The organism is Serratia sp. C2(1), from assembly GCF_036352655.1.
Classification (GTDB): domain Bacteria; phylum Pseudomonadota; class Gammaproteobacteria; order Enterobacterales; family Enterobacteriaceae; genus Serratia; species Serratia inhibens.
In genome coordinates this window covers 2,854,822-2,879,026 of the sequence record NZ_JAZFBA010000001.1, presented here as the reverse complement: position 1 = coordinate 2,879,026, position 24,205 = coordinate 2,854,822, and the positions used below count along the sequence as shown (strand labels likewise).

The 24,205-nt window shown below is 57.1% G+C and carries 21 protein-coding genes; 11 read left to right on the top strand and 10 right to left on the bottom strand.

Annotated elements, in window-relative coordinates:
• Positions 1–14 precede the first annotated feature (14 nt).
• The 6 genes from chiP (at position 15) to V2S86_RS13520 (ending at position 8,740) form a co-directional block, all read left to right on the top strand.
• Positions 15–1,418: a chitoporin ChiP gene (gene chiP / locus V2S86_RS13545; RefSeq protein WP_330762833.1), complete on the top strand. Its 1,404-nt coding sequence runs from the start codon at positions 15–17 to the stop codon at positions 1,416–1,418.
• Between the two features lie 48 nt (positions 1,419–1,466).
• Positions 1,467–1,793, top strand: a complete 327-nt coding sequence (gene chiQ / locus V2S86_RS13540; protein ID WP_330762832.1) for a ChiQ/YbfN family lipoprotein — start codon at positions 1,467–1,469, stop codon at positions 1,791–1,793.
• A gap of 18 nt (positions 1,794–1,811) precedes the next feature.
• On the top strand, positions 1,812–4,469 hold the full coding sequence (locus V2S86_RS13535) for a beta-N-acetylhexosaminidase (protein WP_330762831.1): 2,658 nt from the start codon (positions 1,812–1,814) through the stop codon (positions 4,467–4,469).
• Positions 4,470–4,541: 72 nt separating this feature from the next.
• Positions 4,542–5,696, top strand: coding sequence for an MFS transporter (locus V2S86_RS13530; protein ID WP_330762830.1), 1,155 nt, complete (start codon positions 4,542–4,544; stop codon positions 5,694–5,696).
• Between the two features lie 48 nt (positions 5,697–5,744).
• Positions 5,745–6,776, top strand: coding sequence for a UDP-glucose 4-epimerase GalE (gene galE / locus V2S86_RS13525; protein WP_330762829.1), 1,032 nt, complete (start codon positions 5,745–5,747; stop codon positions 6,774–6,776).
• A gap of 2 nt (positions 6,777–6,778) precedes the next feature.
• On the top strand, positions 6,779–8,740 hold the full coding sequence (locus tag V2S86_RS13520) for a glycosyltransferase (RefSeq protein WP_330762828.1): 1,962 nt from the start codon (positions 6,779–6,781) through the stop codon (positions 8,738–8,740).
• A gap of 207 nt (positions 8,741–8,947) precedes the next feature.
• Here the strand turns inward: V2S86_RS13520 and fur are convergent, their stop codons facing one another.
• From fur to ybfF, 4 genes are all read right to left on the bottom strand, one after another.
• On the bottom strand, positions 8,948–9,394 hold the full coding sequence (fur, locus tag V2S86_RS13515) for a ferric iron uptake transcriptional regulator (protein WP_004949689.1): 447 nt from the start codon (positions 9,392–9,394) through the stop codon (positions 8,948–8,950).
• A 322-nt stretch (positions 9,395–9,716) separates the two neighbouring features.
• Positions 9,717–10,256, bottom strand: coding sequence for a flavodoxin FldA (fldA, locus tag V2S86_RS13510; protein ID WP_330762827.1), 540 nt, complete (start codon positions 10,254–10,256; stop codon positions 9,717–9,719).
• A gap of 228 nt (positions 10,257–10,484) precedes the next feature.
• A complete protein-coding gene (gene ybfE / locus V2S86_RS13505) occupies positions 10,485–10,772 on the bottom strand; it encodes a LexA regulated protein (protein ID WP_004949692.1) in 288 nt (95 codons plus the stop codon).
• A gap of 256 nt (positions 10,773–11,028) precedes the next feature.
• A complete protein-coding gene (ybfF, locus tag V2S86_RS13500) occupies positions 11,029–11,802 on the bottom strand; it encodes an esterase (RefSeq protein WP_330762826.1) in 774 nt (257 codons plus the stop codon).
• A gap of 284 nt (positions 11,803–12,086) precedes the next feature.
• Here ybfF and seqA point away from each other — a divergent pair, with 284 nt between their 5' ends.
• The 4 genes from seqA to V2S86_RS13480 all read left to right on the top strand — a co-directional run bounded on the left by seqA (position 12,087) and on the right by V2S86_RS13480 (position 15,475).
• Positions 12,087–12,626, top strand: a complete 540-nt coding sequence (gene seqA / locus V2S86_RS13495; protein ID WP_330762825.1) for a replication initiation negative regulator SeqA — start codon at positions 12,087–12,089, stop codon at positions 12,624–12,626.
• 77 nt (positions 12,627–12,703) lie between these two features.
• Entirely contained in the window at positions 12,704–14,347 is a 1,644-nt protein-coding gene (gene pgm / locus V2S86_RS13490; protein WP_006319960.1) for a phosphoglucomutase (alpha-D-glucose-1,6-bisphosphate-dependent), read from the top strand.
• Between the two features lie 187 nt (positions 14,348–14,534).
• A complete protein-coding gene (locus V2S86_RS13485; RefSeq protein ID WP_330762824.1) occupies positions 14,535–15,176 on the top strand; it encodes a PadR family transcriptional regulator in 642 nt (213 codons plus the stop codon).
• On the top strand, positions 15,176–15,475 hold the full coding sequence (locus V2S86_RS13480) for a DUF3861 domain-containing protein (RefSeq protein ID WP_330762823.1): 300 nt from the start codon (positions 15,176–15,178) through the stop codon (positions 15,473–15,475). Before V2S86_RS13485 ends, V2S86_RS13480 begins: the two co-directional genes overlap by 1 nt.
• A gap of 23 nt (positions 15,476–15,498) precedes the next feature.
• Here V2S86_RS13480 and kdpE read toward each other — a convergent pair whose 3' ends face one another.
• The 6 genes from kdpE to V2S86_RS13450 all read right to left on the bottom strand — a co-directional run bounded on the left by kdpE (position 15,499) and on the right by V2S86_RS13450 (position 23,437).
• A complete protein-coding gene (kdpE, locus tag V2S86_RS13475) occupies positions 15,499–16,188 on the bottom strand; it encodes a two-component system response regulator KdpE (RefSeq protein WP_311993573.1) in 690 nt (229 codons plus the stop codon).
• 18 nt (positions 16,189–16,206) lie between these two features.
• Positions 16,207–18,900 carry a two-component system sensor histidine kinase KdpD gene (kdpD, locus tag V2S86_RS13470; protein ID WP_330762822.1) on the bottom strand — a complete coding sequence of 898 codons (2,694 nt, stop codon included), beginning with the start codon at positions 18,898–18,900 and terminating at the stop codon, positions 16,207–16,209.
• Between the two features lie 73 nt (positions 18,901–18,973).
• Positions 18,974–19,543, bottom strand: coding sequence for a potassium-transporting ATPase subunit KdpC (kdpC, locus tag V2S86_RS13465; RefSeq protein WP_330762821.1), 570 nt, complete (start codon positions 19,541–19,543; stop codon positions 18,974–18,976).
• A 19-nt stretch (positions 19,544–19,562) separates the two neighbouring features.
• Positions 19,563–21,632: a potassium-transporting ATPase subunit KdpB gene (gene kdpB, locus V2S86_RS13460; RefSeq protein ID WP_330762820.1), complete on the bottom strand. Its 2,070-nt coding sequence runs from the start codon at positions 21,630–21,632 to the stop codon at positions 19,563–19,565.
• A gap of 27 nt (positions 21,633–21,659) precedes the next feature.
• A complete protein-coding gene (kdpA, locus tag V2S86_RS13455) occupies positions 21,660–23,348 on the bottom strand; it encodes a potassium-transporting ATPase subunit KdpA (RefSeq protein WP_330762819.1) in 1,689 nt (562 codons plus the stop codon).
• Positions 23,348–23,437 (bottom strand): K(+)-transporting ATPase subunit F, encoded by a 90-nt coding sequence (locus V2S86_RS13450; RefSeq protein WP_004949718.1) that lies wholly within the window; start codon positions 23,435–23,437, stop codon positions 23,348–23,350. The genes kdpA and V2S86_RS13450 overlap by 1 nt, the downstream gene beginning before the upstream one ends.
• Positions 23,438–23,881: 444 nt before the next feature.
• Here V2S86_RS13450 and V2S86_RS13445 point away from each other — a divergent pair, with 444 nt between their 5' ends.
• Positions 23,882–24,088: a YbfA family protein gene (locus V2S86_RS13445; RefSeq protein ID WP_006319981.1), complete on the top strand. Its 207-nt coding sequence runs from the start codon at positions 23,882–23,884 to the stop codon at positions 24,086–24,088.
• Positions 24,089–24,205 lie beyond the last annotated feature (117 nt).

Sequence of the window (24,205 nt, the reverse complement as noted above, 5' to 3'; positions counted from 1 at the left end):
AGAGGAATTTCATTATGGGTACGCACGGTGCTCAGCGTAAAACGCTGGCGCTCGCTATCGCGGGTGCGCTGTTGGGAACAGGGTTTGCCATGGCCCCTGAGGTGAAAGCCGCAGGGTTTGTCGATGATTCCACGCTGACCGGCGGTATTTATTACTGGCAACGTGAGCGCGACCGTAAAGATCTCAATCCGACCAGTGACGATTACAATAAATACACCACCAACCTGTCGCACTCGACGGCTAACCTGAGCCTCGATTTCGCATCGGGCTATGCCTGGGATATGTTCGGTCTGGACGTGGGCGCGTTTACCGCCATCGAACTGGCCGAGTCCAGTGCCAGCGGCCACCCAAACGAAATTGCGTTCTCCTCGAAAAACCGTACCTATGATGAAGATTACACCGGCGACAAGGGCGGTATCAGCCTGTATAAAGCGGCCGGTAAGTTCAAATACGGCCCGCTCTGGGCGCGTGCCGGCTACATCCAGCCCAGCGGCCAGACGCTGCTGGCGCCGCACTGGAGCTTTATGCCAGGCACCTATCAGGGGGCCGAAGCCGGCGCCAAATTTGACTACGGCGATGCCGGCGCGTTGAGCTTCTCCTACATGTGGAGCAATAAATACAAAGCGCCTTGGCATACCGAGATGGACGACTTCCGCCAAAACGATAAAAAAACCGGCGTGTCCTACCTGCACTCATTAGGCGCCAAGTACGACTTCAAAAATGATCTGGTGCTCGAAGCGGCATTCGGCCAGGCCCAGGGCTATGTAAACCAGTACTTTACCAAGGCATCTTATAAGTTCGATCTGTTAGGCAACCCGTTAACCACCAGCTACCAGTTCTACGGTGCGGAAGACCGCATCAGCGACAAAAACGATGCCAACAGCATTTACGATGGGCTGGCTTGGCTGCAGGCGTTGACCTTCGGCTACACCACCGGTCAGTTCAACTGGCGGCTGGAAGGCACCATGGTGAAAGCCGAAGGCAATCAGGGCTTCTTCCTGCAGCGTATGACGCCAACCTACGCCTCCTCCAACGGCCGCCTCGACGTGTGGTGGGATAACCGCTCCGACTTCAACGCCAACGGCGAGAAAGCCGTTTATGCCGGCGTGATGTACGACCTGAGCAACTGGAATCTTCCGGGCATGGCGGTGGGTGGTTCTTACGTGTATGCCTGGGATGCCAAACCCAGCACCAACCCGATCTACGATCAGGGCCAGCGCCTGAAAGAGAGTGCCTGGAGCCTGGACGCCATGTACACCGTGCAGGAAGGACGCGCCAAAGGCACCTTGCTGAAACTGCATTACACCCAGTACGACAATCACACCAACATCCCAAGCTGGAGCGGCGGTTACGGCAACATCTTCCAGGATGAGAAAGACGTCAAATTCATGGTTATCGCGCCATTCACCATCTTCTGATGCCTTCCCCGGCGGTGACGCCGGGGATGCTTAAAAGGGAATATAACGATGAAAAAAATGATGCTGACGCTGGCCGCCGTGGTCTCACTGAATGCCTGCGTACAACCTCCCGCACCGCCGGAAGATGCCAAATTGAAACAGGCGTACAGCGCCTGCATTAATACCGCGGAAGGTTCGCCGGAAAAACTGCAGTCGTGCCAGGCGGTGCTGAACGTGCTGCGGCAAGAAAAGCAGCACCAACAGTTTGCCGCGCAGGAAACGGTACGCGTGATGGATTATCAAAGCTGCATTCAGGCAGCCCACAGCGGTAACGGCCAGGCCTACGACGCCAAATGCGGCAAGATTTGGCAAGAGATCCGCGAAAATAACAATTAATTAAGGATGATGTTAACGATGAACAAATTTAAATTGAATGCGCTTGCTGCCCTGACGGCGACCGTTGGATTGTTTGGCGGCGTGGGAAACGCAATGGCCGATCAACAGCTGGTGGATCAACTGAGCCAGTTAAAACTGAATTTAAAGATGGTGGACAACCGCGCGGCCGACAGCGGCCTGGATTGCGGCAAGCTGGGTGCCGACTGGGCGGCCTGCAATAAAGTCGTGATCAGCCTGACCAACGATAATCAGGACATTAAAGGCAAAGACTGGGCGATCTATTTTCACAGCGCCCGCCAGACCATGAGAGTGGATAACGATCAGTTCACTGTTTCTCATGTGACCGGAGATCTGTACACGCTGGCGCCGACCGATAAATTTACCGGGTTCCCGGCCGGTAAAACGGTGGACATTCCGATTATTGCGGAATACTGGCAGCTGTTTAAAACCGACTTCGTGCCGCGCTGGTACGCGACCTCCGGCGATGCCAAGCCAAAAATTCTGCTCAATACCGATACCGAAGATCTGAGCCGGTTCGTTGCGCCCTTTACCGGCGACCAGTGGAAGCGCACCAAGGATGACAACAATATCCTGATGACGCCGGCCACTCGTTTCACTAAAAACGCCGAGCTGAAAACCTTACCGGCAGCGTCGCTGCGTGGCCAAATCGTGCCGACGCCGCTGGAAGTGAACGTGCACCCGCAGGATGTGGATCTGAGCAACGGCGTGGCGCTTGACCTGAGCGCATTGAATAAGCCTGCGGCTGACGCGGTTGCTGAACGCTTTGCGCTGCTGGGGGTGACCAATAATGCGGGCGGTTATCCAATCAAAACCGATATCCAGCCGGGTAAATTTAAAGGTGAGCTGGCGGTGTCGGGCGCTTATGAGCTGAAGATTGGCAACAAGGAAGCGCGGGTCATCGGCTTCGATCAGGCCGGGGTGTTCTATGGCCTGCAGTCTATTTTGTCGCTTGTCCCGACAGATGGCGGCGCCAACATCGCCACGCTGGACGCGAAAGATGCACCGCGCTTCCAGTATCGCGGCATCTTCCTCGACGTGGCGCGCAATTTCCACCAGAAAGATGCGGTGCTGCGCCTGCTGGATCAGATGGCGGCTTACAAACTCAATAAATTCCACTTCCACCTGAGCGATGACGAAGGTTGGCGCATCGAGATCCCGGGCCTGCCGGAGCTGACCGAAGTCGGGGGGCAACGTTGTCACGATCTGAGCGAAACCACCTGCCTGCTGCCGCAATACGGTCAGGGGCCCGACGTGTACGGCGGGTTCTTCTCGCGCCAGGATTACATCGACATTATCAAATACGCCCAGGCGCGCCAGATTGAGGTGATCCCGGAAATCGACATGCCGGCACATGCCCGTGCGGCAGTGGTCTCGATGGAGGCGCGCTACAAAAAGCTGCATGCCGCCGGGAAAGAGAAAGAGGCCGACGAGTTCCGCCTGGTGGACCCGACAGATACCTCGAACACCACTTCGGTGCAGTACTTTAACCGTCAAAGCTACCTGAATCCCTGTCTGGATTCGTCCAGGCGCTTTGTCGATAAGGTGATCGGCGAAATTGCCCAGATGCACAAAGAGGCCGGGCAACCGCTGCGCACCTGGCACTTTGGCGGCGATGAAGCGAAAAACATTCGTCTGGGTGCGGGCTATACCAATCTGACCCAACCGGAGGCGGGCAAGGGTATCATCGATCAGAGCAAGGAAGACAAACCCTGGGCGAAATCTCAGGTGTGCCAGGCAATGATTAAAGAAGGTAAAGTTGCCGATATGGAGCACCTGCCAAGCTACTTCGGATTGGAAGTCAGCCAACTGGTGAAGGCGCACGGCATTGACAGAATGCAGGCCTGGCAGGATGGCTTGAAAGATGCGAAAGACGCCAAGGCATTCGCCACCCAACGCGTTGGGGTGAACTTCTGGGATACCCTGTATTGGGGCGGTTTTGATAGCGCGAACGATTGGGCGAACAAAGGTTACGAAGTTATCCTTTCCAACCCGGATTACGTTTATATGGACTTCCCGTATGAGGTGAACCCGGACGAGCGCGGCTACTACTGGGGGACACGCTTCAGCGACGAACGGAAAATGTTCAGTTTCGCACCGAATAACCTGCCGCAGAACGCCGAAACCTCGGTTGACCGCGACGGCAACCACTTTACCGCCAAGAGCGACAAACCCTGGCCGGGCGCTTACGGCATCTCCGCGCAGATGTGGAGTGAAACCCAACGCACCGATCCGCAAATGGAATACATGATCTTCCCTCGCTCGCTGTCGGTGGCTGAACGCGCATGGCACCGCGCCGGCTGGGAACAGGATTACCAGGCGGGGCGTGAGTATAAAGGTGGGGAAACCCACTTTGTCGACAGCAAGAAACTGGATCGGGACTGGCTGCGCTTTGCCAATATTCTGGGGCAGCGCGAGTTGGCGAAACTGGACAAGGGCGGGGTGAGTTATCGCTTGCCGGTTCCGGGCGCCCGGGTGGTGGGCGGCAAGCTGGAAGCCAATATCTCGCTGCCGGGCCTGGGCATTGAGTATTCCGTCGATGGCGGCAAACATTGGCAGCGTTATGACGCCAAAGCCAAACCCGCGGTAACCGGCGACGTGCAGATCCGGGCGGTAAGCCCGGATGGCAAGCGTTATAGCCGCGCAGAGAAAGTGTAAATCTTGACCGTGGCCCGTCTGATTGCAGGCGGGCCATTCTTTTTCAACGGCAACGTTCGGCGGTAATCAATCATGAATTCGATACGGCTGACGTTTATGGTGGTCGCTTTTTTCTCCGGTATTGCCGGCGCACTGCAAATACCGACGCTGAGCCTGTTTCTCACTACTGAAGTACAGGTCACGTCGTTATGGGTCGGATTTTTTTATGCGGTTAACGCCGGCACGGGCATTGCGGTCAGTTTCTTGCTGGCAAAAAAATCAGATCGCCAGCGTGACCGGCGTAATCTGATTTTAATCTGTTATTTATTGGCTGCGGGCAACTGCCTGCTGTTTGCGTTTAACCGCAATTATTTGACGTTAATTACGGCGGGCGTGCTGTTAACCGCCATCGCCAATACGGCGATACCGCAATTATTTGCGCTGGCGCGCGAGTATGGGGAGAGAACATCGCATAACGTGGCGATGTTCGGCGCGATGATGCGCGCCCAGCTTTCGCTTGCCTGGGTATTTGGTCCGCCATTGGCTTTTATGCTGGTGATGAATTACGGCTTTACGGCCATGTTTATGTTTGCCGCAGGGATATTCCTGTTGGTCACGCTGTTGGCCTGGCGGGTATTGCCCTGCGTAGCGCGAACCGAAGAGGGCAACGTTGATATTGATCCGCCGTTGCGGCCAAAAGAGGCCTTCGATAAAGACGTTGGCCTGCTGTTTTGCACCTCGGTATTGATGTGGACCTGCAGCGCCATGTATCTGATCGACGTGCCGCTGTATATCACCGCCGAGCTGGGGTTGTCGCAGAGTCTGACCGGTTGGATTATGGGCGTTGCCGCCGCGATCGAGATCCCGATCATGGTTCTGGCCGGGCGTTATGTGAACCGAATAGGCAAGCGCCCGATGATGGCGGGCGCCATCGTGGCCGGCATGCTGTTTTATGCCGGCATGCTGTGGTTCACCACTGCCGGCGGGTTGCTGGTTCTGCAGGCGTTTAACGCGATATTTATCGGCATTATCGCCACCGTCGGCATGCTCTATTTTCAGGATCTGATGCCTGAACGGGCCGGAATGGCCACTACATTGTTTACCAACAGCATTTCAACCGGCGTGATCCTGGCCGGAATATTACAAGGGATTCTGACCGAGTACGGGCCGCATTCCTCCGTTTATCTGTTAGCCGTGTTACTGCTTTTAATTGCTTTGCCCGTGGGGTGTAAAGTTCGAGAAGTTTAGTGGTTTCTGAGTGAGTCGTTTATTTTTAAACACAAACAAGGATACATGATGGCTATATTAGTGACGGGCGGCGCCGGTTATATCGGTTCGCATACCGTATTGGCATTGCTGGAAAGGGGAGAGGACGTTGTCGTATTGGACAACTTGTCCAACAGTTCACCGGAATCGCTTTTTCGCGTGGAGAGGCTGACCGGTAAAAAAGTGATTTTTTATCAGGGGGATATTCAAGAGCATCATTTGCTGGATCATCTCTTTCGCCAGCATGATATTCATGCGGTTATTCATCTTGCCGGGTTGAAGTCGGTTCGAGAGTCTACCGAAGAACCGCTGAAGTATTATCAAAATAACATTTCCGGTTCACTGATCGTGCTGGACAGAATGCGCCATGCCGGTGTGCGGCAATTTATTTTCAGCTCTTCCGCCACCGTTTACGGGCCGGCGGAATATACCCCGCTGACGGAGAGTTGCCGCGTCGGGCAGACGACGAACCCTTACGGCACTTCCAAGCTGATTGTGGAGCAGATCCTGGCGGAGTTCGCCAGAACCGCGCCGCAGATGGCGATCACCGCGCTACGTTACTTTAACCCGGCCGGGGCGCACGAGTCGGGGTTGATCGGTGAAGATCCCGCAGGCATTCCCAATAATCTTCTGGCTTACCTGGCACAGGTGGCTATTGGCAAACTTGCGGTGTTGCCGGTGTATGGCAATGACTATCCCACCAGCGATGGCACTGGGGTGCGGGATTACATTCACGTTATGGATCTGGCCGAAGGGCATTTGAAAGCGCTGGATAATCTGCGGCCGGGTTTTAACGTTTATAACCTGGGTACCGGCAAAGGTTATTCGGTGCTGGAGATTATCCAGGCATTTGAACGCGCCTGCGGATTTAAAATCGCTTATCAAATTAACCCGCGCCGTGCGGGAGATATTGCCGAGTGCTGGTCTGATCCGACGCTGGCGGCGGAAAAATTAGGCTGGCAAGCCAAAAGAAGCCTGGAAAAAATGGTTCGCGACGCCTGGCATTGGCAGAGCAAAAATCCCCAGGGATACGGTTCTTGTGCACCGCTGGTGGGAGGCTGACGATGAAGCTTAACGACGAGCCTTTGGGATTGATGCAGCGTGACCTGTTTCGCGCCGACTATGAGGCCTGGATTAATAACCTGAAATTAGCGTTCGTGAAATATCAACGCCGGCCTTCCCCGGCGTTGCTGGGGCAGTACCAGCGAGGGGTTAGCCAGCTGAGAGCCTGGCTGGCTGATCAAGGGCATTTATTCGATGCCGCGCAGTGCTCCTCATTATTCTGCGTTCCTACGCGCCAGTTGGCAGCGCAGGAAAAATTGCTGCACCGCATCTGGCTGGGCGGCGCCATTCCAGACGATGCCAGAGAGGTTATCTCCCAATGGGGCGATGCGCAGCAGGCCGTTCACCATGCAACCGCCGACGAGTGGACCGGGATACTCTGGGTATGGGATGCGCGGCAACTCAGAAACGAGGCGTATTTTACCCCTGCGGCGCAAGTTAAAGGTGGGCTGCTCGGGGAGTTCGATGCCGGCAACCACCGGTTGCAGGTGCATTCGCTGAGCGAACTGGCGCAAAAAAGAGTCGGCGGCAACCTGGGCTTTATCCACGCACTCCATGATAAGCGCTATTACGCCACGCTTTCTGACTACTTTCGCTTTTTGATCCTGATCGAAATGGGGGGCATGTATATGGATATCGACACCCTTCCGCACCGTTCAGCGACGTTTTTCCTGCTGAAGCCGGAAGTGCCGGATTACCTTCAGCGCCTGCCCAATGGCGAAGTCAGCCATGTCAGCGGATTGAATTTGTTTCTTGATGAAACCGGGATGATCATTGGCCGCAGCGGCGATAGGTCGCTGTGCAAAATATTGGCGGGCCTGGATCAGATCTATGCAGCGCAAACCGGTGACGTGCCGGATAAAAACCCCGTCTATGAAAGAAAGTTGTTCGATGCGTTTTATCTGTTGTGGAGCCGCCACATCGGCAGGACTTTCCTCAGCCACGAGAGCTTCTGCAAGGATCACGGGGTTCATTATGACGCCGTTCCGCAGGCGGTGACCTGCGGTATCCGTGGCATGCGTCTGTTGGAAGATGTGATTACCAATGAGACGCTGCCGCTGAGGGAGGACGAACTGCGCAGCTATCGGCAATGTATCAGTCGTCTGGAGCGGGTGGATTGGCAGCTTGAGCAGCCGGCGGATCTGGCGCGGTATGCGGAAATATTTACCGTCGATGAGGTGCCGCGTATGGCCTATCCGGCGCAGATAAGGTCCGATATCGATCACTACCATTACTATTCGGTGCTGTCCCAGGATCGCGCGCTGGATCGAGTGAACCAGCTTTTCGGCGAGTATTTGATAGCCGATAACCGACGGCAGATCGACGAGGGCAATTACTGGCGACCAACCGTTGGAACGGGCGATGCGGTATTGGCGCTATCGCAGGGCGGGCTGCATTTTCTACCGGGGCGGCAGGCGGACGAAGCGGACAAGACCCGCATGGCGAAGCTGATTTTTGCCACCAGTTATCTGGAGTATTGCTCCGTCGGCAACCCCGCCGGGATGGGGCTGGTCTCTCTGCAGCGGGCGCAAAATATCGACCCCTATCTGGACCTGATTACCCTGGCTTACGAGCGGTGCGGGGCGTTTGTCGGATTTTTCACGGCGGCGAGCGTTGACGAATTGTATGGCGTTGAGGCGAACTCGCTGTATCGCGATGAAATAAAGCCGCTTGACGAGGCCTATGACGGGTTTGTGCGAACACTGAGCACGGAGGACGATTATTTTATCTGCAGCCTGGCCATAGAGAGCCGGTTCCGCGGGCAGGGCTATTTTAACCCGTTGTTTGCCCAGATTAAGCAGCGCGCGCAGCAGCGCCGGGCAAAACATATCGTGCTGTGCGTATGGCAAAGCAGCGATGCCTGCCAAATCTACCTGAACAAAGGGTTCCGCGTTCGCGGCGTTTTCGACTATGCCTGGCCGATGTTCTTCGATCGGCTGCTGTTTCTTGAATATGCATTGTGACGAGTTTACCCATCCGCGTGTCGGCGGGTGAGTTGACGGTGAAGTGCGTGTAAGTGGGTAGTGAGAGAAGTACCGCGGAGAAGTGCCGCTGCAATTGTTGTCTTTCTGATGTGATTTTCCCCGGGCCTGTCCGGGGATTTTTTTGTCCCTTACCTGGGGGCATAAAAAAACCGCCGTTAAGGCGGTTCTCAATGCCGATTGCGGGCATTATTTTTTGTCGTGCAAGGTGTCGTCTTCGCGGCAATCACCGATTTCACAGTGACCATACAGGTACAGGCTGTGGTTGGTGAGCTTGATACCATGCTGCTTGGCGATATCACGCTGACGCACTTCGATAGACTCATCGCTGAACTCGATCACTTTGCCGCAATCCAGGCAAATCAGGTGATCGTGGTGATGCTGTTGGGTCAACTCGAACACGGACTTGCCGCCTTCGAAATTGTGACGGGTTACAATGCCGGCATCATCAAACTGGTTCAGTACGCGGTAAACTGTCGCCAGGCCAATTTCTTCGCCCATATCGATCAGTTTTTTGTACAAATCTTCCGCACTGACGTGATGGCATTCCGGATTTTGCAGTACTTCCAGGATTTTGAGTCGCGGAAGCGTGACTTTTAGGCCGGCCTTCTTCAATGCGGTGTTGTTGTCAGTCATGCGGATTCAGTCCTGTTACTATGCTAATCAAGTTGAGGCATTCTTGCCTGTGGCATCGGTCGGCACAAAGAGTTAATTGCGTGTCATTATAGAACCGGTTGCCCTAAATGGAAACCGCCGGTTGTTAACAAAGATATCATGGCACAATTGCATGTTACACACGCAACGTCTTGATGGATGGGATAAACCGATATCTCAGTCTACCTTGACGATGTGGGAAGTTACAAACATGTAGCTTCTATTGCAGAAATCCGTGCTGCCGATGAACGGCCCTGCTGGCAACACTATGCACTTTGCAGGGCTTTTGTTCAACCTTTGAGGGTTAGCCGACGATATCGGCCAGGCTCAGTTCTTCGCTGATCTGTTTCACCCAGGCTGCGACGCGTTCGTTGGTCAATTCCGGTTGACGGTCTTCGTCAATCGCCAGGCCGATGAAGAAATTGTCATCCGCCAAACCTTTCGAGGCTTCGAAGTGGTAACCCTTGGTCGGCCAGTGGCCGACAATCGCGGCGCCGCGTGGCTCAATGATGTCGCGGATGGTGCCCATCGCATCACAGAAATATTCCGCGTAGTCTTCCTGATCGCCACAACCGAACAGCGCAACCAGCTTGCCGTTGAAATCAATTTCTTCCAGCGTCGGGAAGAAGTCATCCCAATCGCACTGGGCTTCGCCGTAGTACCAGGTAGGAATACCCAACAGCAGGATGTCGAAAGCTTCCAGATCTTCTTTGCTGCTTTTGGCGATGTCGCGGATTTCCGACACCTCTGCGCCAAACTGCTGCTGAAGAATTTTCTGGATCATCTTGGCAATGTTTTCGGTATTGCCAGTGTCGCTGCCAAAGAAAATGCCTACATTAGCCATATCGCGTATAACCTTTAAATTCAATAAATTGCATTGCACGATGTTAGCGTTGAACGCGATAACACCGATTAAAATGATGACATGGCAAGAATCTGCCTCTTACCGGTAAGTGCGTATCATGCCAGAGATTTACCCCGGGGTTTTATCGCGTTTATGCGATGCCGGGAGGAATAAAGGGTGTTGATCGGTGTCATCCATAACACCGTGCCGCATGTGCGGCTGCAAAGATCAATGTTCCGGCTGTTCATCCGCCAGTTGTGCCAGCAGCATTTGCTCAATAAGCTCGCTGCGGCTGATATTGCGCTGTTCCGCCAGTTTGTTCAGGGCGTCCACCGCATCCGCGTTGATTTTCAGTTCCACACGCCGTAAGCCACGGACTTTATCGCGTCGAAGCTGATTGCGCTTATTGATTCTAAGCTGTTCATCTCGGGATAGCGGGTTGGTTTTCGGGCGCCCCGGACGGCGTTCATCTGCGAACAGATCCAGCGTCGTGCGATCCGTTTGTTCTTTTGCCATAGGTAGCGGTACTGCAAGGGAGTTTGCATCAAAAAGCGTATACGCTTCCGGACGGTTCGGTTAACACACTTCGGGCCAATAAACCCTAACCCAAATTCACCCCCAGCCTGACGTTACTAAGCACGCTGAGCAGGGCGGCAAAATTATAGCGCGCCATATTACCCCAGCAGATAGAGCAACGACAATGTTTAACTGAGCCGAAAACGCGCTAAGCCGTTATCTTTAGCGCGTTTTTTCGCCAGTGGGTGGTTTTTATTCAGGCTTCGTCGAGAAAACGATGGATGGCGCGCAGCACCGCCTCCGGTTTTTCCGCGTGAACCCAGTGGCCTGTGCCGGCAACCACGTGCGCTCGCGCCTGCGGGAACTGGCGTGCGATATCTTCACGATAGCTGTCCTGCACATAGGGCGACAGACCGCCGCGGATAAACAGCGTCGGGTGCGGCCATGCGGGAACGTCCTGCCAGCCGGTGACGTTTTCGTATTGGTCGATCAGCACCGGTAGATTAAAGCGCCACTCGCCCTGATGAAAGGACTTCAGCAGGAACTGGATCACGCCTTCTTCGTGCAGGTAGCCGCGCATCAATTCCGCCGCCTGCTGGCGTTGGGTGATGCCGGCCGCGTTCACCGCTGTTAAGGCAGCGAAAATCTCGTCGTGGCGCCGCGTGCGGTAATCCACCGGTGCCACGTCGATAACGATCAGCTTTTCAACCCGTTCCGGGGCGATCGCCGTCAGCGCCATCGCCGCTTTGCCGCCCATAGAATGACCGATCACAATCACCTTCTCCAACTGCAATTCATCGAGCAGGGCCAGCAGGTCCTGCGCCATCTCGGGATAGGTCATTACCGCAGAACGCGGCGAAAGGCCGTGATTGCGCAGATCGACTTTAATCACGCTGTGCTGTTGATTCAGATCGCGCGCCAGCACGCCCAGGTTATCCAGATTGCCGAACAGCCCGTGGATCAGCACTACCGGCAGGGTGGCGGACTCGGTGGCCAGCAGTTGATAATGTAATTTCATGGCGAAGTTCATACTGAGAGAGATTCAGATTAGGGTATCATGATTAAAACACACGACGACTATACCCGTCGCCTTTCAAGCAGCAGCGTTGTTAGCGGCAACTTGAAATCCGGAGGGGATGACGCGGATTTTTCGAGGTTCGGGCTTGGCAGCGCCGACTATAGGTATTAGTCTGCATTTTCCGCCCGCAGACACATAGTTGTGTTCGCTCTCGCGCTTTTAACCTTATAATCCCATGGCTTGAATGCAGGATCTGGCTTCAGGTTCTAAGTAGAAAAAAACAGTACTGGATAAAGATGAAAACTATTGAAGTCGACGAAGAGCTTTACCGTTATATTGCCAGCCACACGCAACATATTGGTGAGAGCGCGTCCGATATTTTGCGCCGTATGTTGAAGTTTACCGCAGGCCAGCCATTGCGCGTCGCGCCTGTCGCCAGCGCTCAGAGCGCCGAGCAGGAAAAAGCCGTTGCCGCGCAGCGTCCTCGCGATCGCGTACGCGCGGTGCGCGAGCTGTTGCTGTCGGACGAATATGCCGAACAGAGCAGAGCGGTTAATCGTTTTATGCTGGTACTTTCGACCTTGTATACCCTCGATGCGGCGGGTTTTGCCGCAGCTACCGATGCATTGCATGGCCGCACCCGCACCTATTTTGCCGGCGATCAACAAACCCTGCTGGCGAACGGAACGCATACCAAGCCAAAGCACGTTCCGGGTACGCCTTACTGGGTGATCACCAATACCAACACCGGTCGTAAACGCAGCATGGTTGAACACATCATGCAGGCTATGCAGTTCCCTGCGGAACTGACAGATAAAGTTTGCGGCACTATCTAATTTAGCGAACAGCCCGTCATGGCGGCCGTGAGCGACATATTGCCCGGCTGCCGGACAGGGATTAGGGAGATATGTCGATGGCGAATAACCCACGTGCCGGGCAGCCGGCTCAGCAAAGCGATTTGATCAACGTGGCCCAACTGACGTCGCAGTACTATGTACTGCAGCCGGAAGCGGGCAACGCCGCACATGCGGTGAAGTTCGGTACTTCAGGGCATCGCGGCAGCGCCCTGCGCCACAGCTTCAATGAAGCCCATATCCTCGCTATCGCTCAGGCGATTGCCGAAGTGCGTCGCCAGCAAGGGGTTACCGGCCCTTGCTACGTCGGTAAAGACACCCATGCACTGTCGGAGCCGGCCTTTATTTCCGTGCTGGAAGTCCTGACCGCCAACGGCGTAGATGTGATCGTGCAGGAAAATAACGGCTTTACGCCAACCCCTGCGGTATCTCATGCCATTTTGTGCCACAACCGCAACGGCGGGGCGCAGGCCGACGGCATCGTCATTACCCCTTCGCACAACCCGCCTGAAGACGGCGGTATCAAGTATAACCCGACCAACGGCGGCCCGGCCGACACCAACCTGACCTCAGTGATTGAAAAGCGCGCCAACGAACTGCTGGCGCAGCAGCTGAAAGGCGTTCAGCGCCAGTCGCTGGACAAAGCCTGGAACAGCGGTCATCTGCACGCGCAGGATTTGGTGCAACCTTATGTGGAAGGGCTGGTGGACGTGGTTGATATGCCCGCCATTCAGCGTGCCGGCCTGAAACTGGGCGTTGATCCGCTTGGCGGTTCCGGTATTGCCTACTGGCAGCGCATTGCCGAGCATTACAAGCTGGATTTGACGCTGGTCAACGACTCCATCGATCAGACCTTCCGCTTTATGCACCTGGACCACGACGGCATTATCCGCATGGACTGCTCGTCAGAATCTGCGATGGCCGGCCTGCTGGCGTTGCGCGACAAGTTCGATTTGGCGTTCGCCAATGACCCGGACTACGATCGCCACGGTATCGTGACGCCTAAAGGCCTGATGAATCCGAACCACTATCTGGCCGTTGCCATCAACTACCTGTTCCAGCATCGCCCGCAGTGGGGCGCCGATGTGGCCGTGGGCAAAACGCTGGTTTCCAGCGCGATGATTGACCGCGTGGTGGCCGATCTGGGCCGCAAGCTGGTGGAAGTGCCGGTCGGTTTCAAATGGTTTGTTGACGGTCTGTTCGACGGCAGCTTCGGTTTTGGCGGTGAAGAGAGCGCCGGGGCTTCGTTCCTGCGTTTCAATGGCACCCCGTGGTCGACCGACAAAGACGGCATCATCATGTGCCTGCTGGCGGCGGAAATCACCGCAGTGACTGGCGAAAACCCGCAGAATCATTACGAAGATCTGGCCAAGCGTTTCGGTGCACCGAGCTATAACCGTATTCAGGCACCGGCTACCCATGCGCAGAAAGCCGCATTGGCCAAGCTGTCGCCGGAAATGGTCAAGGCCAACACCTTGGCGGGTGACCCGATCACCGCGCGTCTGACGGCGGCTCCGGGCAACGGGGCTTCCATCGGCGGCCTGAAAGTAATGACCGACAACGGCTGGTTTGCTGCGCGTCCTTCAGGTACCGAAGAAGCCTATAAAATCTATTGTGAAAGCTTCCTGGGCGCCGAACACCGCGAAAAAATCGAGCACGAAGCGGTAGAGATCGTCAGCGAAGTGCTGGCTTCCGCCAAATAATCTCTTCTTTCCCATGATGAAAAGCGCTGTTTTTACAGCGCTTTTTTTATGGCTGCGATTTAGATATATCTATTTACAAAGACCCGTTGCACATTTAGATATATCGATCTAGATTAGATATATCGAAGTGAGTTAGATATATCTAAATCACCTCGTCAACTGACTATTCATTGAGAGGTAAAACCCTATGTTCCATCGATTAGGTTTACACCGCCGGCACGGTTGCCACCATGACGGCGAAGAAGGGCACGAACATCGTCGGCGCGGCGGGCGCCACCACTTTGGCGGCGAGCACGGCGAAGACCATGGGCGCGGTGGCCGTGGCGGGCGTCACCGCATGTTTGAACATGGCGATTTGCGGTTGGTGCTGTTGGCGCTGGTGGCGCGCAAGCCGAGCCACGGCTATGAGCTGATCAAGGCGATCGACGAGGCTTCCTCCGGCTTGTACGTGCCAAGTCCGGGCGTTATTTATCCGACTCTGACGCTGTTGGAAGAGCAGGATTTCCTTGAGCCGATCACCACCGGTAACGGCCGTAAAAGCTACCAAATCACCGCGCTTGGCCAGAGTGAACTGCAAAAACACCAGGCCGCCGTCGATCTGATCCTTGCCCGTTTAGCCGGGGCCGGTCGCAGCCATCACCATCACGGCAATCTGGCGGAGGGGATCTCCGAAGCCATGAACCGCCTGCGCAGTTTGCTGCGCGGTAACGTGATGCGCGCCGATCTCTCGCCTCAGCAGGTTGAGCGCATCAATCAGGCGTTGCTCACCGCTGTGGCGACGATCGAAAGCGAAATGAACATTCGCCCAACAGCGCAGGAGAATGACTGATGCCAGGCCACCGTTTCCGTATCACCGTTGAAGCCTTGCACGATCGCAAGGGCGATCCGGTCGATAAAGCGCCGTTGAGTTTTGAAGTGGAAAACCACGACGACATTCTCGGCATCGTTGAGCGTATCAAAGCGCGTGAAGATCTGAACTTTGGCGAAGATAAAAGTGCGGCTTTTGCCGTCGGCTTGAAGCTGTTCTCGGAAGTGATGATCGAGAACCGCAAGCATCCGGTGTTCGCACCGCTGCGCGAGGCGTTCAAGGAATTTATGATGGGGTTGAAGAAAGGGCCGCATTCGTAGGGGGGCATGCGGCACCCATAACCTCAAGGCATAAATCGGTACCCGACGCCGGTCTCGGTCAGCAGGTGTTTCGGCCGCGCCGGGTCGGCCTCCAGCTTCTGCCGCAGGTGCCCCATATAAATGCGCAGATAGTGGCTGTGTTCGACGTAGTTCGGCCCCCAGACGTGGCTTAGCAACTGACGTTGGGTGATCACTTTGCCGGAGTTGGCCAGCAACTCGGCCAGCAGACGAAACTCGATCGGCGTCAGGTGTAAGTCCTCGCCATTGCGCAGCACCCGGCGGTTGATCAGATCGACGGTGATTTCGGAAAAGCTGATCAGCGGGCTCTCCTGCTGGCTGCCGGAGTGGCGGCGCAAGGCAACCCGCACCCGCGCCAGCAACTCGCCGATGCCGAAGGGCTTGCTGAGGTAGTCGTCTGCCCCGGCGTCCAGTGCGGCGACTTTGTCTTCTTCGGCATTGCGCGCCGAGAGGACGATCACCGGAATGGCGCTCCACTGCCGCAGATCGCGGATATAGTTCAGCCCGTCGCCGTCCGGCAACCCTAAATCGAGAATAATCAGATCCGGTTTACGCGTGCCGGCTTCAATCAGCCCGCGTTGCAACGTCTCGCTTTCAAACACCCGCAGACCTTCGCTCTCCAATGCGATGCGTACGAAACGCCGGATCTCTTTTTCATCTTCGACAATCAGAATATTGGTTGGCGTGCTGCTCACAGTGCTCCCAGGGTTTGATTACAGATCAAAGGATTCGCCGTCAATTTCGGGCGGTTTCTCCAGCGGCAGAACAAAACGGAAACTGGCACCGCCGTTGGCGCCGTTTTCCGCCCAGATGCGGCCGCCGTGCACTTCAATAATGGCACGGCAAATCGCCAACCCCAACCCAACGCCGGGGATTGCCGACTCTTTATTGCCGCGAGAGAATTTATCGAAAATCAGCTGTTTTTTCCCCTCGGGGATGCCAGGGCCATTGTCCCAGACTTCGACTTCCAGCCACTCCGGCAGAGTATGGGCGCGAATGCCGATAATAGCATCGATGCCGGCGTATTTATTGGCGTTTTCCAACAAGTTAGTGAAGACGCGTTCCAGCAGGCTGCCGTCGCAATTGACCAGTACCAGCTCAGGCGGCAGCTCAACCTTGATCTGGTGTTGGGTCAGCAAGGGTTCCAGCATGTGCAGCGATGCGCCGACGATCTCCTCCAGCGATTGCCACTCTTTACGCAGGTTAAAACCGCCGGACTGAATACGCGCCATATCCAGCAGGTTATTCACCAGCCGGGTGGTGCTCAGCACCTGCTGGCGGATCTGGCTGGCCTGTGGTGCGTGGCTGGAACCTTCTGCCGCCAGATCGAGCGTCAGAATTTCCGCCTGACCGAACAGCACCGTCAGCGGGGTGCGTAAATCGTGGGACAGCGCCGCCAGCAGAGAGTTGCGCAACTGTTCGCGTTCGGCGTCCAGCTTGGCTTCCTGGGCGCTGCGCGCCAGGTGCAGCCGCTCCAACGCGCTGGCGATCAGCACCGTAAAGGTTTGCAGCAGCCGCTGTTGTTCCGGCACCATCAGTTGGCGCAGGTTACTGGGTTCGATAGCCAGCAGGCCGAAGGTTTGCTTTGAGGTGGTTAACGGCAGCAGTTGATAAGGTACGCCGGGCAGGGTATCGGTACCGGCACCGGCCGGCATGCCCTTGTCAAAGCTCCAGCGGGCAATCGCCTCATCCACCGACAACAGCCCGCCGGCCTCGCCGACCATCTGTTGCAGCCTGCCATCCTCCTGCGGCAGCAGCAACACGGTTTTGGCCTGGAAGCTGCTGGAGAGGAAATGGCGGCTGGTCTTGGCGATATCTTCGGGGGTCAGCGCCTGGCTCAGGCCGCGCGAGATTTCATACAGGTGGCGGGCTCGCTGTTCGCGATAGCGTGCGACCCGGGCCTGGTAACGCACCCCGGCGGTCAGGTTCCCTATGGTGATGCCGACGATCAACATGACGCCGAAGGTCAGCAGATATTGCATATCGCTGACGGCAAACGACCATTGGGGTTGAACGAAAAACAGGTCAAAGCTTGCGACGTTGATCACCGCCGCCAGCACCGACGGCCAGCGGCCGAAGAACAGCGCGACGATCGCCACGCCGAGCAGATACACCATCACCAGGTTGGCCTGGTCAAAACCCGGCAGCAACCATTGCGAGAGCAGGGTGATCAGGGCGCACAGCGCCACGGCGACGGCACAGCCGCGCAACTGCATACGCCACTTTTCGGTGAAGTTACGGTTGTCGTGCTCTTTGCCGGGCGGCGGGAAGCTGTCGTTTTCCAGCGCGACAATCACCAAATCGAGATCCGGCCCCAGACGACCAAGACGATCGGCGAAGCTGCCGCGCAGTTTCCAGCGCTGTTCGCCACGCCGGCCGATAATGATTTTCCCCAGGTTATGCTCGCGGGCGTAGCGCAGCACCGCACGTTCTTCGGAAGGATCGGACAGGGTGGCGGTTTCGGCCCCCAGCTCCTGCGCCAGCCGCAGCGCTCGCAGGATCGCCCGGCGTCGGTTTTCCGGCAGCCGGTGCAGCGTCGGCGTTTCCACATAGACCGCATGCCAGTGGCACCCCAGCCGCGCCGCCAGCCGGGCGGCGATGCGCACCAGTTTTTCGTTGCCGCTGTTGTGGCCGACGCACAGCAAAATGCTGTCGCGGGTATGCCACACTTTCTCTCGGCCCTGAGTATCGCGAAAGGCGCGCATTTGATCATCGACCCGATCGGCGGTGCGGCGCAGCGCCAGCTCGCGCAGGGCGATCAGGTTACCCTTGCGGAAAAAGTGCTCAATGGCGCGTTCGGCCTGCCCGGGGATATACACCTTGCCTTCATTGAGCCGCTGGCGCAGATCGTCCGGCGGCAGATCGACCAGCACCACTTCGGTGGCTTCGTCGAATACATGGTCGGGCACGGTCTCACGCACCCGCACTCCGGTGACGCCGCCGACCACGTCGTTCAGGCTCTCCAGATGCTGCACGTTCACGGTGGTGAGCACGTCGATACCGGCGTCCAGCAGTTCCTCTACATCCTGCCAGCGTTTCGGGTGGCGCGACCCCTGGGCGTTGCTGTGCGCCAGTTCGTCCATCAACACCAACGCCGGATGGCGCGCCAGCGCGGCATCGAGATCAAACTCCTGCACCAGCCGGCCGCGATACTGGATACGCTTTTTCGCCAGCACGTCCAGGCCGGTCAGCAGCGCAGCGGTTTCGCTGCGTCCGTGGGTTTCGACTACGCCGACCAGCACGTCCAGCCCCTGGCCGCGCAGGCGCTGCGCTTCTTGCAGCATGGCGTAGGTTTTGCCCACCCCGGCGCAGGCGCCGAAGAACACCTTCAGCCGGCCGCGCGGTTTTTCATTGGCTACCGCCAGCAGGCTGTCGGGATCGGGGCGCTGCTGTTCTTCTTCGACCATTACAATTCCTTGCGTAACAAAGCAAAAATGGGTTCGGCACGCCGAACCCTCTCACTATGCTGAATGCGGCGTATTACCGCAATGCGTCGAGCGCCAGATTCAATTTCAGCACGTTAACCACCGATTCGCCTATAAAGTTGGGGGTTGCCTGATCGGTGTTTTCGTCAATCAGCTTGGCGATTTGCTCCGGCGGCAACTGGCGCGCTGCGGCAACCCTGGCCAGCTGATATTGCGCCGCAGCGATGGAAATCTGCGGATCCAGCCCGCTGCCGGAGGCGGTCAGCAGATCGACCGGGATCGGGCCTTTCATCGCCGGATTGGCCTGGCGCAGTTGCGCTACACGTTCGGCGATGGCCTTATCCAGCGCCGGGTTGGTGGCGGCCAGATTGCTGCCGGCGGACGCCATGGCATTATAGGCGGAATCACCGGTGGCAGAAGGGCGGCCCCAGAAATACTCCGGCTTGGTAAAGTTTTGGCCGATCAGCGCCGACCCGACCACCTTGTCGCCCTGATACAGCAGCGAGCCGTTGGCCGCGCCGGAAAACAGCAACTGCGACAGCCCGGTGGTCAGCAGCGGATAGGCAATGCCGGTAATCAACGTCAGCAGAATCAGCATTACCAGCGAAGGACGTAAATAAGACATGTTCGTTTCCTCTTAATTCTTAGCCGGCGATATGCAAGGCGACCAGGACCAGATCGATCAGCTTGATGCCGACAAAGGGCACCAGCAGACCGCCCACACCGTACATCCACAGATTGCGGCGCAGCAGCGCTGCGGCGCTCATGGGCTTATAGCTCACCCCTTTCAGCGCCAGCGGGATCAGGAACACGATCACCAGGGCGTTGAAAATGACCGCCGACATAATGGCGGAAGCGGGGGAGTGCAGGTGCATCACATTCAGCGCGTTCAACTGCGGGTAGGTTGCCGCGAACGCCGCCGGGATAATGGCGAAATACTTCGCCACGTCGTTGGCGATACTGAAGGTGGTCAGCGAACCGCGCGTCATCAGCATCTGTTTACCGATATGCACCACTTCAATCAGTTTGGTCGGGTTGGAGTCCAGATCGACCATGTTGCCTGCCTCTTTGGCCGCCTGGGTACCCGAGTTCATCGCCACCGCCACGTCGGCCTGCGCCAGTGCCGGCGCATCGTTGGTGCCGTCGCCGGTCATCGCCACCAGTCGGCCTTCCGCCTGGTACTGGCGGATTAAGGCCAGTTTGGCTTCCGGCGTGGCTTCCGACAGGAAGTCATCCACCCCGGCCTCGGCGGCGATCGCCGCGGCGGTCAACGGGTTATCGCCGGTGATCATCACCGTTTTGATGCCCATTTTACGCAGCTCGGCGAAGCGCTCTTTAATGCCGCCCTTGACGATATCTTTCAACGCCACCACGCCCAGCACCCGCGGCCCTTCGGCCACCACCAGCGGCGTGCCGCCGGTGCGCGCGACGCTAGCCACCAGATCGTCCACCGCTTGCGGGAAGTGGCCCTGATTGGATTCCACGTGGCGGCGAATGGCATCCACCGCTCCTTTGCGGATCATGCGGTCCTGCACGTTGACGCCGCTCATGCGCGTCTGGGCGGAGAAGGGCACGAAGGTGGCGTTCAGCGCCTGCAGGTCGCGTTCGCGCAGGTTAAAACGCTGTTTGGCCAGCACCACTATGCTGCGGCCTTCCGGCGTTTCATCGGCCAGGGAAGACAACTGCGCCGCATCGGCCAGATCCTGTTCCTTCACGCCAGGTGCAGGCAGAAACTCGGAGGCCTGACGGTTACCCAGCGTGATGGTGCCGGTTTTGTCCAGCAGCAGCACGTCGACGTCGCCGGCAGCTTCCACCGCGCGGCCGCTGGTGGCGATCACGTTAGCGCCCAGCATCCGGCTCATTCCCGCCACGCCGATGGCAGACAGCAGGCCACCGATAGTCGTTGGGATCAGGCAGACCAGCAGCGCCACCAGCACGGTGATGCTGACGACCGATCCGCCTTTGGCGGCATCTACGCTGTATTGCGAGAACGGAAACAGCGTAGCGGTCGCCAGCACGAACACGATGGTCAGTGCCACCAGCAGAATGGTCAACGCCACCTCGTTCGGGGTTTTACGCCGCTTGGCGCCTTCCACCATGGCGATCATCCGATCGAGGAAGGTTTCGCCCGGGTTGACGCTGCACTGCACCACCAGCCAGTCGGACAGCACGCGAGTGCCGCCGGTCACCGAGGAGAAGTCGCCGCCGGATTCGCGGATCACCGGTGCGGATTCGCCGGTAATGGCGCTTTCATCTACCGAAGCGCCACCTTCCAGCACTTCGCCGTCGCAGGGGATGGTATCGCCGGCTTCCACCAGCACCACGTCACCTTTGCGCAGGCTCTCGGCGGACACTTTCTCGGTAGCGCCCTCGCGACTTGGCCCGGCCAATTTCTTCGCCCAACTGGTTTTCTTGGTGCCCCTCAGGCTTTCTGCCTGCGCCTTGCTGCGCCCCTCGGCCAGCGCTTCGGCAACGTTGGCGAACAGCACGGTGAACCATAGCCACAGGGCGATGCTGCCGGTAAAGGCGGCGCTGCCGTCGGTCTGCTTCGCCAGGATCGCCAGCCAGATGACGGTGGTCAACATGCTGCCGAGATACACCACGAACATGACCGGGTTACGCCATTGGGTGCGCGGGTCCAGTTTTTTCACCGCATCGATCAGCGCGGTGCGGACCAATGCCGGTTCAAACAGTGCGCGTTGTTTGCGAGTCATTTCTTTATTCTCTCTCTATGACGTCTGTTAGTTTGCCAACCAGAGCTGCAGGTGCTCGGCTACCGGTCCCAGCGCCAACGCCGGTATGAAGGTTAATGCGCCTACCAGCAGCACGGTGCCGATCAGCAGGCCGATAAACAGCGGCCCGTAGGTTGGCAGGGTGCCGTTGCCCGCAGGCTGACGTTTTTTCGCGCACAGCGAACCGGCAATCGCCAGCACCGGCAGGATCACCCCGAAGCGGCCGACGAACATGGCGAAGGCCAGCAACAGGTTGTAGAACGGCGTGTTGACGCTCAAGCCGGCAAAGGCGCTGCCGTTGTTGTTGGCGGCGGAGGACAGGGCATACAGCACTTCGCTGAAGCCATGCGCGCCCGGGTTAAGGATGCCGGCGCGGCCTGCGTCGGTGGCGATGGCCAGCGCCGTGCCCAGCAACACCAGGGTCGGCGTGACCAGGATCGCCAGCGCGGTCATTTTCATGTCATAGACGTCGATCTTTTTGCCCAGGTACTCCGGCGTGCGGCCGATCATCAGCCCGGCGATAAACACCGTCAGCAGCACGAACAACAGCATACCGTACAGGCCGGAACCCACGCCGCCGAACACCACCTCGCCAATCTGCATCAGCCACATCGGCACCATGCCGCCCAACGCGGTGAAGGAGTCGTGCATCGCGTTGACCGCACCGCAGGAGGCGGCGGTGGTCACCACCGAGAACAGGCTGGTGGCGAGAATGCCAAAGCGTGATTCCTTGCCTTCCATATTGATGTTGCTGGCGCTGCCCAATTCACCCAGATGCGGGTTACCCGTCAGTTCGGCGGACATCACCACGATCACCGCCACCACGAAGATCAGCGCCATCGCCCAGATCAGTGCGTGGCCCTGGCGGTTCTCACCGGCAACCTGACCGAAGGCGAAGCACAAGGCGCACGGGATCAGGAAGATCGCCAGCATCTGCACAAAGTTGGTCAGTACGGTCGGGTTCTCGAACGGGTGAGCCGAGTTGGCGCCGAAGAAGCCGCCGCCGTTGGTGCCGAGCATCTTGATCGCTTCCTGCGAGGCCACCGGTCCCATCGGCAGCGTCTGCTGCGCGCCTTCCAGCGTAGTGGTATGCAGGTAAGGCAGGAAGTTTTGCAACGTGCCCTGGCTGACGAAGAACAGCGCGATCAGCAGCGAAATCGGCAGCAGTACGTACAGCGTCACGCGGAAAATATCGAGCCAGGCGTTGCCTATGGTGGCACTGGAACGGCGAGTGAAAGCACGGATCAGCGCAAAGGCCACGGCGATGCCGGTGGCGGCGGACAAGAAGTTTTGCACTGCCAGCCCGGCCATCTGGCTGAGGTAACTGAGGGTGCTTTCTCCGCTGTAGGCCTGCCAGTTGGTATTGGTGACAAAGCTGACGGCGGTATTGAACGCCAAATCCCACGACAACCCAGGGAAACCCTGCGGATTAAGCGGCAACGAACCTTGCGTCATCAGCAGGGCGACCAGCAGCGCCAGGCCAAGCAGGTTGAACCACAGGATCGCCAACGCGTACTGCCACCAGTTCATCTCGGCGGTGTCATTGCCGCAGCAGCGCCAGACGGTGGCTTCCACATGGCGCAGGGTAGGCAACGGCTCGCCTTCGATCAGGCGTGCCAAAAAGCTGCCCAAAGGCCGGGCCAGCAGTAGAAGCACCAGCAGGAAACTGGCAATCAGTAAAAAGGCTGAAGCTGCCATCAGAAATCCTCCGCGTTGAACAGGGCATAAACCAGATAGCCCAACAGCAGCAGAACCAACAGCGCACCACCAATAACGCTGATACTCACAGGACACCTCCAGAGGTGTAGTTTTTGATACTGCGAGTGTAGGGAGGGCAATAAAAAGAAGATGAAAAAATAGGGCGAGCCAGTGTAAAAAAAGTATAAAAATGGCTGAAATTACAGCAAAAAATGGCTTTTTCACGGCGGTTTTGTGAACGAGTGGCGCGTTTCAGCCGGTGTTCAACCCAGTCTGGGGATGCGATGGGCGTAAACAGGTTGTAAATAACCATAATATAACCAATGGTTAGTTATTGATTAACCTTGTTGTAACAAAATTACGGAATGGCGCATTTATTTGCGATTTTTTGTACAATTTGGTGGTCGGATGAGTAGTAAACTTTCATCAGTTGCGCTAAAATTTTGTTCAGTTACCAAATTGTCGCATTTACATTGTCCACGCCAGCGCTGTTTCCAGAAAATCAACGGCCGGGCGTTTTTGAGGAGGTTCGCATGTCTATTTACCACGCTTATTCATTGCATCGGATTCTCCTGCGCCGCAGCGCAGTGATCCTGGCAGGAACTTTGGCTTTACCGGTGATGCTGTTCCGCAGCGACCGGGCACGTTTTTACAGCTATCTGCACCGTGTCTGGTCCAAAACCAGCGATAAGCCGGTCTGGCTGCAGCAGGCAGAACTGGCGTCCTGCGATTTCTACTGATCGCCGCCAGCATCCCCTGAAACCCTCGCCTCGCAGCGGGGGTTTTTTTATGGGCGCAGACCGGTCATTGCCCTGCTAACTGTCGTTTCCCGGCGTGAATTCCTCTACACTTTTAGC

Excerpts from the sequence above, each read along its gene's own strand:
- galE (WP_330762829.1), top strand. The coding sequence starts at position 5,745 with ATGGCTATATTAGTGACGGGCGGCGCCGGTTATATCGGTTCGCATACC.
- V2S86_RS13445 (WP_006319981.1), top strand. The coding sequence starts at position 23,882 with ATGTCTATTTACCACGCTTATTCATTGCATCGGATTCTCCTGCGCCGC.
- chiQ (WP_330762832.1), top strand. The coding sequence starts at position 1,467 with ATGAAAAAAATGATGCTGACGCTGGCCGCCGTGGTCTCACTGAATGCC.
- fldA (WP_330762827.1), bottom strand. The coding sequence starts at position 10,256 with ATGGCTAATGTAGGCATTTTCTTTGGCAGCGACACTGGCAATACCGAA.
- V2S86_RS13485 (WP_330762824.1), top strand. The coding sequence starts at position 14,535 with ATGTTCCATCGATTAGGTTTACACCGCCGGCACGGTTGCCACCATGAC.
- pgm (WP_006319960.1), top strand. The coding sequence starts at position 12,704 with ATGGCGAATAACCCACGTGCCGGGCAGCCGGCTCAGCAAAGCGATTTG.
- V2S86_RS13520 (WP_330762828.1), top strand. The coding sequence starts at position 6,779 with ATGAAGCTTAACGACGAGCCTTTGGGATTGATGCAGCGTGACCTGTTT.
- V2S86_RS13530 (WP_330762830.1), top strand. The coding sequence starts at position 4,542 with ATGAATTCGATACGGCTGACGTTTATGGTGGTCGCTTTTTTCTCCGGT.
- seqA (WP_330762825.1), top strand. The coding sequence starts at position 12,087 with ATGAAAACTATTGAAGTCGACGAAGAGCTTTACCGTTATATTGCCAGC.
- kdpC (WP_330762821.1), bottom strand. The coding sequence starts at position 19,543 with ATGTCTTATTTACGTCCTTCGCTGGTAATGCTGATTCTGCTGACGTTG.
- kdpA (WP_330762819.1), bottom strand. The coding sequence starts at position 23,348 with ATGGCAGCTTCAGCCTTTTTACTGATTGCCAGTTTCCTGCTGGTGCTT.
- ybfF (WP_330762826.1), bottom strand. The coding sequence starts at position 11,802 with ATGAACTTCGCCATGAAATTACATTATCAACTGCTGGCCACCGAGTCC.
- kdpD (WP_330762822.1), bottom strand. The coding sequence starts at position 18,900 with ATGGTCGAAGAAGAACAGCAGCGCCCCGATCCCGACAGCCTGCTGGCG.
- V2S86_RS13480 (WP_330762823.1), top strand. The coding sequence starts at position 15,176 with ATGCCAGGCCACCGTTTCCGTATCACCGTTGAAGCCTTGCACGATCGC.
- kdpB (WP_330762820.1), bottom strand. The coding sequence starts at position 21,632 with ATGACTCGCAAACAACGCGCACTGTTTGAACCGGCATTGGTCCGCACC.
- chiP (WP_330762833.1), top strand. The coding sequence starts at position 15 with ATGGGTACGCACGGTGCTCAGCGTAAAACGCTGGCGCTCGCTATCGCG.
- V2S86_RS13535 (WP_330762831.1), top strand. The coding sequence starts at position 1,812 with ATGAACAAATTTAAATTGAATGCGCTTGCTGCCCTGACGGCGACCGTT.
- fur (WP_004949689.1), bottom strand. The coding sequence starts at position 9,394 with ATGACTGACAACAACACCGCATTGAAGAAGGCCGGCCTAAAAGTCACG.
- ybfE (WP_004949692.1), bottom strand. The coding sequence starts at position 10,772 with ATGGCAAAAGAACAAACGGATCGCACGACGCTGGATCTGTTCGCAGAT.